Genomic DNA, 11,647 nt, shown 5'->3' on the forward strand with positions numbered 1-11,647 from the left:
GCAGAGACTTCTGGCGGGTGCGGCGCATAAGAATGGGGCCGCGCGAACGCGGCCCCGGCACCTTACAACGTCTTGCGATTATTTTTTCCGGAAGCGGTCTAAACGGACGACTTCTGCACCTTCGCCCGATTTTGGCGGTTCTTCCTCTGAAGCAGGCGCGGGCGGAGCCGGAGGGGCGGCGAGAGCAGATGCCGCAGTGGCTGCGGACGACGCACCGGCAGCCGGGGTCTCTACAGCGGTTTCGGTTTCGAACTGCAGGCCGAACTGCACCGAGGGATCGTAGAAACTCTTGATGGCGTTGAACGGCACGACGAGGCGCTCGGGGATGCCGTTAAAGGACAGGCCGACCTCGAAGCGATCTTCGGTGACCACGAGATCCCAGAACTGATGCTGCAGGATCACCGTCATTTCCTCTGGATACTGGGCCAGCAGGCGCGGCGACAGTTTGACGCCGTCGGCCGTTGAAACGAAGGTGATAAAGAAGTGGTGCTCGCCCGGCAGGCCATGCTCGGCAGCGTCGATCAGCACGCGCCGCAGAACGCCACGAAGGGCGTCACGCGCCAGCACATCGTATCGAATATGATCGGTTGCCATCGGTCGGTCCCGTCGCTTGTCTTGGTCATGGCCATATATGGAGTGAGGGCGAGGCCGGAGGCCGACTCGCGTCACATACTGTTCTATCTATTCTATCCCGGTCTTGACCCGAGGTCAGCAGCCGGAAAAGCTGGCGCCCTCTATATATGACGCAAATTGGACGCGATACAGCCGGGCGGTCATTTCAACCGCCGATTGGCGTGGAAACAGGCAAAAATCGATTGGCCCGATGGGCGGATGGCCCTAGTTCTGGACCATGCGTCCAAGTTCACCACAGGCTGATGCCCCCATTGCGGAACTCGCGTCGGCATCGCCGCCGGGACTGCTGACGCTATTCCTTGCCTTTGCAAAGATGTCCCTGGCCGGTTTCGGTGGCGTTCTGGTTTGGGCGCGCCGGGCGATCGTCGAGCAGCACGGCTGGATGACGCCCGAGGAATTCAATGAGACTTTCGCACTTTGCCATTTCTTGCCGGGGCCGAATATCGTCAATCTGTCGGTGGTGTTCGGGGCGCGGTTTCGCGGTGTGCCTGGCGCCATTGCAGCCTTTGCGGGATTGCTGGGGCCGCCCGTGGTCATCGTGACCATTTTGGCGATCCTGTATGCACGCTTTGGGGATATCGAAGCGCTGCGGCGCACGCTGGCCGGCGTCTCATGCGCTGCCGTTGGACTGCTGTTCGCGGTGATTTTCCGAATGATGCTGCCTCTTCTGAAGAAGCGTGAGCCGGTCAGCCTGGCGCTCCTGATCGCCGTTTTCGTCGCCGTTGGCGTGATGCGATGGCCATTGCCGACCGTTCTTCTGGTGTCGATTCCCGTCAGTATCGGCCTGACCATGTTGATGCGACGGCGGGCGGCAGCATGAACGACGCCACTCCCGGATCGCTTGTCACGCTGGCCTGGTCGTTCGGGCTGATGTCGCTTTTTGCCGTGGGCGGCGCCAATTCGGCCATTCCCGAAATTCATCGGCTCGCGGTCGATGTCAACCACTGGATGTCCGACAAGCAGTTCGCGGATGTGTTTGCGATCTCGCAGCTGTCGCCGGGGCCGAACGTTCTCATTGTGACGCTGATCGGCTATCAGGTCGCCGGCATCCTCGGTGCGATGGTTGCAACACTCGCCATGTGCGGGCCGACGGCCGTGTTTGCTTATTTTGTCAGCCAATTGCTTGCGCGGTCGGGCCACGCGCAATGGCCGGGAATCGTACAGGCCGCGCTGGTCCCCTTATCGATAGGTCTCATGAGCGCGAGCGGGCTGGTCCTGCTGTTCGCTTCCGACACCACCTGGACGGCGCTTCTGGTAACGGGGAGCGCCGCCGTTTTGGCGTTTGCCACGCGGCTTAACCCGCTATGGTTGTTAGTTGCCGGGGGCCTTCTTGGTTTCGCTGGCGTTCTCTGACGAAAATCGCTAGCAAGCTTGACCACGGAGCCGTTGGGCGGTCTCCGAACGATGTTGTTTGGGCTAAATGCTCGTGACAGGGGAACGTACCAATGAGTGATGCGCCGAGCCATGCGCCGGAGAAATCCATCTTACCGAGCTGGGTCAAAGGCCCTCAAGACTTTATCGGCGGCCTTGCTTTGGTGGCGATTGCTGCATTTGCTCTGTGGGCATCCAGCGATCTGCAGGGCATGCATGGCTTTTCGTTCGGAGCAGGTACCGCGCCGCGGATGTTCGGCATTCTGCTGCTGGGTCTTGGTGCAGCCGTAACCGTTGTCGGCATTTTCACAGAGGGCCCCGGGCTCTCCAAGTTCCACTGGCGCGGTCCGTTTTTTGTGGCGCTGGCCATTCTGGTTTTCGCGGTCGGCATTCGTCCGATGGGCATGATCTTCGCGGCGATGTCGAGTTTTCTGATTGCTGCGCTCGGCACGCCCGAGACGCGCTGGAAAGAAACGATCATCGTTGGCGCCTGCCTCACGGGCTTCTGCGCCTTGCTGTTCCCGTATGCGCTTGGTCTGCCGTTGCAGATGTGGCCGACATTTCTGATCCGCTAAGAACGAGGGCGTCATGGGTGATCTTTTTTCGAATCTCGGTCTTGGCTTCAGCACCGTCTTCCAGTTCGTGCAGTGGACGCCGGCGTTCCTCGGCGGAATGTCGATCCCGCTTCCGATCAATATTCTTCTCTGTCTGATCGGTGCGCTGGTCGGTACGCTGGTCGGCGTTCTGCCGGGCATCGGTACCATTGCCACCGTGGCGATGTTGCTGCCGATCACATTCGGTCTGCCGCCGGTCGGCGCGCTGATCATGCTCGCCGGCATCTATTACGGTGCGCAATATGGCGGTTCGACCACGTCGATCCTGGTCAATATTCCGGGTGAAGCAGGTTCGGTCGTAACTGCGCTCGACGGCTTCCAGATGGCGAAGCAGGGCCGTGCCGGTCCGGCGCTCGCGATTGCAGCAATCGGCTCGTTCTTTGCGGGTTGCGTTGCGACGGTCCTTATCGCTGTGCTCGGCGCGCCGCTGACCAAGCTCGCGCTTGCGTTCGGTCCAGCAGAATACTTCTCGCTCATGGTGCTCGGCCTGATCTTTGCCGTGGTGCTTGCCAAGGGCTCGGTGCTGAAGGCGATCGCGATGATCGTATTCGGCCTGCTGCTGTCCATGGTTGGCTCCGACATCGAAACCGGCGCGTCGCGCATGTCGTTCAACATCCCTGAACTCGCTGATGGCCTGGGCTTTGCCACGGTCGCCATGGGCCTGTTCGGCTTTGCTGAAATCATCCGCAACCTGGATGCGGGCGGCGAGGAAGATCGCCAGCTCGTGCAGCAGAAGGTCACGGGCCTGATGCCGACCAAGAAGGATTTGAAGGACTCTGCGCCTGCGATTCTGCGCGGCACGGTGCTCGGCTCCATTCTCGGCATTCTGCCGGGCGGCGGCGCGGTCATCGCATCCTTCGCGGCCTATACGCTTGAGAAGAAGCTGTCGAAGGATCCGAAGCGTTTCGGTCGTGGAGCGATCGAAGGCGTTGCGGCGCCGGAAAGCGCCAACAACGCTGCAGCGCAAACCTCGTTCATCCCGCTGCTCACCCTCGGCATTCCGCCGAATGCGGTGATGGCTCTGATGGTCGGCGCGATGACCATCCATGGCATCGTGCCGGGCCCGCAGGTGATGCAGAAGCAGCCGGAACTCGTCTGGGGCATGATCGCCTCGATGTGGATCGGCAACCTGATGCTGCTCGTCATCAACCTGCCGATGGTCGGCATCTGGGTTCGGCTGCTTCGTGTGCCGTATCGCCTGATGTTCCCGTCGATCGTGGTGTTCTGCAGCATCGGCATCTATTCGGTGAACAACGCACCGATGGATGTGGTGCTCGCAGGCGTGTTCGGTTTGCTCGGCTACTGGCTGATCAAGCATGACTTCGAACCGGCGCCGCTGCTGCTCGGCATGGTGCTTGGTCCGCTGATGGAAGAGAACCTGCGTCGTGCACTGCTGATCTCGCGCGGCGATGCGACGGTGTTTTTCACCCGTCCGTTGTCGGCCACCCTGATGGCAATCTCGGCGTTCCTGCTGATCCTCGCTGTGCTTCCCGCACTGCGAAAGAAGCGCGACGAAGTCTTCGTCGAATCCGAGAGCTGACGAATCTCTCCACGCATCTGCGTCGTTACGCCACGGTCCGAAGTCGAATAGACTTCGGGCCTTTGCTTGTATTCAGTCCCGCGACTGTCGTTATTTTCGCGGCAAAAACATTTTCGGAGGAAACCAAATGAAGCTGTTCAATCGCAGAGTTGCGATCAGTGGCCTGGCGGCCGTCGCCGGCTTCGGCGCACTGGCAACCACTGTTCAGGCGCAGGAATACCCGACGCGCAACATCACCATGATCGTGCCGTTCGCGGCCGGTGGCCCCACCGACGTCATCGCGCGCATCGTCGCCGCGGACATGTCGAAGACGCTCGGCCAGCAGATCATCATCGAGAACGTCGTCGGCGCTGGCGGCACGACTGGCGCGACGCGTGCAGCGCGCGCGGCCAATGACGGCTACACGATCATCACCGGCCACATGGGCACCCATGCTGCGGCGGTGCCGCTGTATCCGAAGCTCGCTTATCACCCCGAGAAGGATTTCGAGCCCGTCGCGCTGCTCGCCGGCACGCCGATTCTGATCCTGGCGAAGAAGGATTTTGCGCCAAAGGATCTCAAGGAATTCGTCACCTATGTGAAGGCCAACAGCGACAAGTTGAACATGGCCCATGCCGGCGTCGGTTCGGTGTCGTACTCGTCCTGCGAATTGCTGAGCTCGGTTCTGGATATCAAGCCGACCGGCGTGCCGTTTAATGGCACCGGTCCGGCGATGAACGCGCTGGTCGGTGGTCAGGTCGATTATATGTGCGACCAGATCGTCAACGCGGTTCCGCAGATCAAGGGCGGCACCATCAAGGCCTATGCCATCGCGACGCCCGATCGTAACCCATCGCTGCCGGACGTCCCGACCACCATCGAAGCCGGTCTGCCGAAGTATCAGGCCTCAGCCTGGAACGCGATCTTCGCGCCCAAGGGCACGCCTGCCGCGATCACCGCGAAGCTGAATGCCGCGGCCGCCAAGGCGCTGGACGACGAGAACGTCAAGAAGCGTCTGCTCGACCTCGGCTCGGACATTCCGAAGCCGGAAGCCCGCACCCAGGCCGCGCTCGGTTCGCTGGTGAAGAGCGAAGTCGAGAAGTGGTCGGCGGTGCTCAAGCCCGCAATGTGATCGGGAACCGGCTAACCAATTGATTTCAAGGGCTGGGTCCTCACGGATCCAGCCCTTGCCGTTTGCGGGCAGGGACACACTTTTTCGGGTATAATCCGGGAATCGGCGTGTCCGACCACCGGCCGAGGCGATAAGTTCGCCCGCTCACGAGCCCGCAAGATCGACCATGAACCAGTATCACGACCTGCTAGAGCGAATCCTGAGCGACGGTGCCGAGAAGCACGACCGCACCGGCACAGGCACGCTGTCGGTGTTCGGCCATCAGATGCGCTTCAAGCTCAGTGATGGTTTCCCCGTGCTGACCACCAAGAAGCTTTCGCTGAAGGCGATCATCCACGAGCTGCTGTGGTTTTTGGCAGGCGATACCAATATCAAATATCTCAAGGACCACGGCGTCTCGATCTGGGATGAATGGGCGGACGCCAATGGTGATCTCGGCCCGGTCTATGGATCGCAGTGGCGCTCATGGCCGGCGCCCGACGGACGGAGCATCGACCAGATCGCCAATGTGGTCGATATGATCAAGCGCAATCCGGACTCGCGCCGGCTGATCGTGACGGCGTGGAATCCCGCCGAGATCGACAAGATGGCGCTGCCGCCATGTCATTGTCTTTTCCAATTCTATGTCGTGAACGGCAAGCTGTCGTGCCAGCTCTATCAGCGCTCGGCCGACGTCTTCCTCGGCGTGCCGTTCAATATCGCCTCCTATGCACTGCTGACGATGATGATCGCGCAGGTCACGGGTCTCAAGCCCGGCGACTTCGTCCACACCCTTGGCGACACGCATCTCTATTCCAACCATCTGGAGCAAGCGCGGCTGCAGTTGACGCGGCCGACGCGTACGCTGCCGGTGATGAAGATCAATCCGGATGTGAAGGACATCTTCGCGTTCCGCTATGAGGACTTCACCCTCGAAGGTTACGACCCGCATCCGCACATCAAGGCCGAGGTCGCGGTTTGACCGCAACGACGGCTACCCCTCAGATCGTCCTCATCTACGCCGTAGCCGAGAACGGCGTGATCGGGCAGGGCAACGCCATGCCATGGCGGCTGAAGTCGGACATGCAGCGGCTCAAGGCGCTGACCATCGGCAAGCCGATCGTGATGGGGCGCAAGACGTTCGAGTCGTTTCCGAAGCGACCGCTGCCGGGCCGCACCAATATCGTCATCACGCGCAATGCCGACTATCAGGCCGCGGGGGCTGTAGTCACTACGTCGCTTGCCGATGCGCGCGCGGTGGCGACTGGCGATGCGCTGCGGCGTTTGGTCACTGAGATTGCGGTGATCGGCGGCGCCGAGATCTATGCCCAATGGATGGGGATCGCCGACCGTCTCGAAGTGACCGAAGTTCACGCGCAGCCGACCGGCGATACCTTTATGCCGCCGGTCGATCTCACTGTGTGGGAAGAAGTGGCACGCGTCAGGAATGCGGCGGCGGGCGAGGACAGCGTCGATTTCTCCTATGTGACATATTGCCGGAGAGCGGCTCGTTAACCGCGTTTTCCGCCCGTTAACATTGACTTTTGCGGCCTCGGGCATAGCTCCAACGATCAAGAACCCCGCGTTGTAAGAGCTGGGGTCGTCCCCTATAAAGCCATGCAGACGTGGCGAGACCGGTATGTCCGGCCGCGCAGAGGAGAGTGTTGAATGCCGTGGAAGAATCAAGGCGGAGGCCCATGGGGCTCTGGTCCGAAGGGACCTTGGGGTTCTGGTCCGCAATCGTCCGGACCGAGGCCGCCTGATCTTGAGGATCTGCTGCGCAAGGGGCAGGACCGTCTGCAGTCGATGCTGCCCGGCGGCTTCGTCAGCGGCATGGGCATCGCGCTCGTGCTCGCCGTGGCGCTCGTGATCTGGGGTCTGTCCGGTTTCTTCCGCGTGCAGTCCGAAGAGCTCGGTGTCGTGCTGCGCTTCGGCAAGCATGTCCGCACCGTGCAGCCCGGCCTGAACTATCATCTGCCGTATCCGATCGAGACCGTGCTGTTGCCGAAGGCGCTGCGCGTATCGACGCTGTCGGTCGGCATGTCGATCCTGGAAGACACCGGTCGCCGTGGCCGCACCATCCGCGATGTGCCGGAAGAGAGCCTGATGCTGACCGGCGACGAGAACATCGTCGATGTCGACTTCACCGTGTTGTGGCGCATCAAGCCCGACGGTGTCGGCAACTTCCTGTTCAACATCCAGAACCCCGAAGGCACCGTGAAAGCGGTCGCCGAAAGCGTGATGCGTGAAGTCGTTGGCCGCGCCAACATTCAGCCGATCCTCACCGGCGCACGCACCACCACCGAAACCCAGGTGCAGGAACTGATGCAGAAGACGCTCGACGGCTATAGCGCCGGCGTCCTGATCCAGCAGGTCCAGCTGCAGAAGGTCGATCCGCCTGCCCAGGTGATCGATGCATTCCGTGACGTGCAGGCGGCACAGGCCGACGCCCAGCGTCTGCAGAACGAAGCCCAGACCTATACCAACCGCGTTGTGCCAGATGCGCGCGGTCGCGCCGCGCAGATCCTGCAGGTCGCCGAAGGCTATCGCGAACAGGCGATCGCCGAAGCCAAGGGCCAGAGCGCGCGCTTCCTGAAGGTCTATGACGAGTACAAGAAGGCGCCTGACGTAACCCGTCAGCGTATCTATCTCGAAACCATGGAGCGGATTTTCGGCGGTGCCGAGAAGCTGGTCTATGACGGCGGCCAGGGCGCCGGTGCTTCGCAAGGCGTCGTGCCTTACCTTCCCTTGAATGAACTGACGCCGCGGCGTCAGCCTCCGGCGCCATCTGGTCAGCCTCAGCAGAGCGGGAGCACCCGATGAAAACCGGCATCTCAGGTATCGTTGCACTGATTGTAGTGCTGGTGCTGGTCATCGTGGGCTTCGGCTCGATCTATACGGTGCGCCAGACTGAACAGGCCCTCGTGGTGCGACTCGGCGAGCCCGTCCGCGTGGTCACCGAGCCCGGTCTGAACTTCAAGATCCCGTTCATCGACAGCGTGATCTCGATCGACAAGCGTATCCTCGATCTGGAAAACCCGGCTCAGGAAATCATTGCCAACGACCAGCGTCGTCTGGTGGTCGATGCCTTCGCTCGCTACAAGATCAAGAACGCGTTGCGCTTCTACCAGAGCATCGGGTCGATCCAGGCGGCGAACATCCAGCTCACCACGCTGCTCAACGCGGCCATGCGCCGTGTGCTCGGCGAGGTCACCTTCATCCAGATCGTGCGCGACGAGCGCGAGAACCTGATGAACAAGATCCGCGAGCAGCTCGACAAGGAAGCCGACGGTTACGGCATCTCCGTCGTGGACGTTCGTATCCGCCGCGCCGATCTGCCGGAGGCGAACAGCCAGGCGGTGTATCAGCGGATGCAGACCGAGCGTCAGCGGGAAGCTGCTGAATTCCGCGCCGGCGGTGGCCAGAAGGCGCAGGAGATTCGCTCCAAGGCCGATCGTGAAGCAACGGTGATCATCGCCGATGCGAATTCGACGGCTGAACAAACCCGCGGTGCCGGCGACGGCGAGCGCAACCGTCTGTTTGCCGAATCCTACGGCCAGGATCCGGAGTTCTTCGCGTTCTACCGCTCGATGACGGCTTACGAGAACGGATTGAAGAGCAACGACACCCGCTTCCTGCTGCGGCCGGATTCGGAGTTCTTCCGCTTCTTCGCCAATCCGTCGGGCAAGCCCCCCGCGGCAAAGCCGCAGTAACGGCGTCACTGGTTAAGCTTACGCGGATACCTGTTTTGCGTTCGCTGCCACTCTGATCTAAAGGATGAGGCGCGCCATCGTGGCGCGCCTCATTTGTTTTCAGAAAAGCGCCAAGAAAACTGCCAAGAAACTGCGGCCAGGGTGCGAACGTTCGGGAGTTGAAGTCGGATGAGGTCCATAGCGTTTGCCGACTTCCTCATCGGCATCGGAATCCTGTTCGTATTCGAAGGCATCCTGTTCCTGGCATTTCCCGGATGGATGCGCCGCGCGATGAAGAGCGCGCTGCAAAGCCCTGACAATATCCTGCGCATCGCCGGTCTGGTCTCGGCCGTCGGCGGCCTGATCCTGATCTGGGCAATCCGGCGCTAGCGGCGGTTCATAATCTCTCCGGGCGTCCGAAAAAGCTCTTCCCGATCAACGCGATCGTGCACGTTTACGTCCGCATTCCGCCGCAATCCACGTCCCAGATGGGCCAGCCGGATGGCCCGCGCGAAGGCTTGCGCGATGTCGCCGTTCGGGCGCACTCTCAGTCAAATTTGCCGACTCTCTTTTGGAGACGTTTCCGACATGTCCATCGCTCATCCCTCTCTGAGCTCCGTTTCGCGCCGTGCACCGTATAGCGGCCTGCGTCCGCTGCTGACGGCGCTTTGTTTTGGCGCCGCGGTCGCCACGTTTTCCGCGCCGGCCTCGGCCCGCGGACCGGATGGCATCGCCGACGTCGCCGAGAAGGTGATCGATTCCGTGGTCAATATCTCGACCACCTCGACTGTCGAGGCGAAGAACAGCGACAAGGGGGAGGGCGGTGGCCGCGGGGCAATGCCGCAACTGCCGCCAGGCTCGCCGTTCGAGGAGTTCTTCGACGACTTCTTCAAGAACCGCGGCGGTCGCCCCGGCGGCGACAAGAATGGCGGGCTGCAGCCGCGCAAGACCAATTCGCTGGGCTCCGGTTTCATCATCGACACCTCGGGTGTCGTGGTCACGAACAACCATGTCATCGATGGTGCCGACGAGATCACCGTCATCATGAATGACGGCACCAAGATCAAGGCCGAGCTGGTCGGCGTCGACAAGAAGACCGATCTGGCGGTGCTGAAGTTCACCCCGGTAAAGCCGGTGGTCGCCGTCAAGTTCGGCGACAGTGAAAAGCTGCGGCTTGGCGAATGGGTGATCGCGATCGGTAATCCATTCTCGCTCGGCGGCAGCGTCACTGCGGGCATCGTCTCGGCGCGTAACCGCGAGATCAGCAACAACAGCCCCTATGACAGCTACATCCAGACCGACGCCTCGATCAATCGCGGCAATTCGGGTGGTCCGCTGTTCAACCTCGAGGGCGAAGTGGTCGGCGTGAACACGCTGATCATCTCGCCCACCGGCGGCTCCATCGGCCTTGGCTTCGCCGTGCCGTCGAAGACTGTGGTCGGCGTCATCGAACAGCTGCGCGAATACAAGGAAGTCCGCCGCGGCTGGCTCGGCGTACGCATCCAGCCGGTGACGGACGAGATTGCCGAGAGCCTGAACATCAAGCCGGCGCGCGGCGCACTGATCGCCGGCGTCGACGACAAGGGCCCGGCCAAGCCGGCCGGCCTCGAGCCCGGCGATGTGGTGATCAAGTTCGACGGCCGTGACGTCAAGGAGCCGAAGGACCTGTCGCGCATCGTTGCCGGCACCGCCGTCGGCAAGGCGGTCAATGTGCTGATCATTCGCAAGGGCAAGGAAGAGACCAAGCAGGTCACCCTCGGACGTCTCGAGGATGACAAGCCGGTGCAGGCCTCGATCAAGGCCACGCCGGAAGCCGAGAAACCGGCGACGCAGAAGGCGCTGGGCCTCGACCTCACCGGTCTCAGCAAGGATCTGCGCACCAAGTACAAGATCAAGGACAGCGTGAAGGGCGTCATCGTGACCGGCGTCGATGCCGGCTCCGACGCCGCCGAGAAGCGCCTGGCCGCCGGCGACGTCATCGTCGAGGTCGCGCAGGAAGCGGTTACCAATGCTGCCGACGTCAAGAAGCGCGTCGATGCCTTGAAGAAGGACGGCAAGAAGTCGGTGCTGCTGCTGGTGTCGAATGCCGAAGGCGAGCTGCGCTTCGTGGCGCTGAGCGTGCAGTAGGGTTGCACGCTGAAGAGTGACGGTGGCTCTTTCTTCTCCCTCCTCCGACCGTAGCGAGCGGAGAGGGGGCCCTGTTCTCTCCAAACGTCATGGCCGGACTTGTTCCGGCCATCCACGCCTTGCTGTGAATGTCACCAAGGCGTGGATACCCGGCATGCGCCGGGCATGACGGCGTTTGGTTTGGGCGTTCGCGCGTCACGTTATTCAGATTCAACTGTCAAACAGCCACTGCCCATCAGACATGCGTCATCACCCCTGTTGTTTACGGCGCGGGGGCGCCGTCGTGGTTTGCATTCCCACCCTCTTGTGAGAGGGCGTGCGGAACGCCGGGTGCCCGTTGCACCCTTGGGCCTGATGCGAATGCGGTCTTCCGCAATTGTGAGTGCATCAGGACTTTCGGAGGCGCCGAGCCAGTGCCCGACGTTCCGCCTGCGGTGTTTTTTCGGTTGCTTGCACTTTGCCTCGACGAACGCTCCGATCGCGAATTAAAGTCCCAAGGCGATGGGAAGGGAGCCTCAAGCGAGTAAGCCGAACGCGTTTTGACTTGGTCGTCCGTCACACTGTCCAGGGGTCTGTCCAT

12 protein-coding genes are annotated in these 11,647 nt (G+C 61.6%); 11 read left to right on the forward strand and 1 reads right to left on the reverse strand.

The features are described 5' to 3' along the window. Positions 1–78: 78 nt before the first annotated feature. Complete coding sequence (locus tag CHC01_RS31460; protein ID WP_089268256.1) at positions 79–594, reverse strand: SspB family protein; 516 nt, start codon at positions 592–594, stop codon at positions 79–81. A gap of 256 nt (positions 595–850) precedes the next feature. Between CHC01_RS31460 and CHC01_RS31465 the strand changes: the two genes are divergently transcribed. The 11 genes from CHC01_RS31465 (at position 851) to CHC01_RS31515 (ending at position 11,067) form a co-directional block, all read left to right on the forward strand. Beyond that, on the forward strand, positions 851–1,453 hold the full coding sequence (locus tag CHC01_RS31465) for a chromate transporter (protein WP_089268257.1): 603 nt from the start codon (positions 851–853) through the stop codon (positions 1,451–1,453). Then, complete coding sequence (locus CHC01_RS31470; protein WP_089268258.1) at positions 1,450–1,986, forward strand: chromate transporter; 537 nt, start codon at positions 1,450–1,452, stop codon at positions 1,984–1,986. The genes CHC01_RS31465 and CHC01_RS31470 overlap by 4 nt, the downstream gene beginning before the upstream one ends. A gap of 92 nt (positions 1,987–2,078) precedes the next feature. Then, a complete protein-coding gene (locus CHC01_RS31475; protein WP_089268259.1) occupies positions 2,079–2,579 on the forward strand; it encodes a tripartite tricarboxylate transporter TctB family protein in 501 nt (166 codons plus the stop codon). Positions 2,580–2,592: 13 nt separating this feature from the next. Further along, on the forward strand, positions 2,593–4,158 hold the full coding sequence (locus tag CHC01_RS31480) for a tripartite tricarboxylate transporter permease (protein ID WP_170849787.1): 1,566 nt from the start codon (positions 2,593–2,595) through the stop codon (positions 4,156–4,158). A gap of 127 nt (positions 4,159–4,285) precedes the next feature. Next, complete coding sequence (locus tag CHC01_RS31485; RefSeq protein ID WP_089268260.1) at positions 4,286–5,269, forward strand: tripartite tricarboxylate transporter substrate-binding protein; 984 nt, start codon at positions 4,286–4,288, stop codon at positions 5,267–5,269. A gap of 166 nt (positions 5,270–5,435) precedes the next feature. Then, entirely contained in the window at positions 5,436–6,230 is a 795-nt protein-coding gene (locus CHC01_RS31490; protein ID WP_089268261.1) for a thymidylate synthase, read from the forward strand. Then, positions 6,227–6,763, forward strand: coding sequence for a dihydrofolate reductase (locus CHC01_RS31495; RefSeq protein ID WP_089268262.1), 537 nt, complete (start codon positions 6,227–6,229; stop codon positions 6,761–6,763). The genes CHC01_RS31490 and CHC01_RS31495 overlap by 4 nt, the downstream gene beginning before the upstream one ends. Positions 6,764–6,916: 153 nt before the next feature. Beyond that, complete coding sequence (hflK, locus tag CHC01_RS31500; RefSeq protein ID WP_089268263.1) at positions 6,917–8,071, forward strand: FtsH protease activity modulator HflK; 1,155 nt, start codon at positions 6,917–6,919, stop codon at positions 8,069–8,071. After that, on the forward strand, positions 8,068–8,961 hold the full coding sequence (gene hflC / locus CHC01_RS31505) for a protease modulator HflC (protein ID WP_089268264.1): 894 nt from the start codon (positions 8,068–8,070) through the stop codon (positions 8,959–8,961). The genes hflK and hflC overlap by 4 nt, the downstream gene beginning before the upstream one ends. 168 nt (positions 8,962–9,129) lie before the next feature. After that, positions 9,130–9,330: a DUF2065 domain-containing protein gene (locus CHC01_RS31510; RefSeq protein WP_068734021.1), complete on the forward strand. Its 201-nt coding sequence runs from the start codon at positions 9,130–9,132 to the stop codon at positions 9,328–9,330. Between the two features lie 198 nt (positions 9,331–9,528). Continuing rightward, a complete protein-coding gene (locus CHC01_RS31515) occupies positions 9,529–11,067 on the forward strand; it encodes a Do family serine endopeptidase (RefSeq protein ID WP_089268265.1) in 1,539 nt (512 codons plus the stop codon). Positions 11,068–11,647: the final 580 nt, after the last annotated feature.

Source organism: Tardiphaga sp. OK246 (assembly GCF_900188215.1).
GTDB classification, from domain to species: domain Bacteria; phylum Pseudomonadota; class Alphaproteobacteria; order Rhizobiales; family Xanthobacteraceae; genus Tardiphaga; species Tardiphaga robiniae.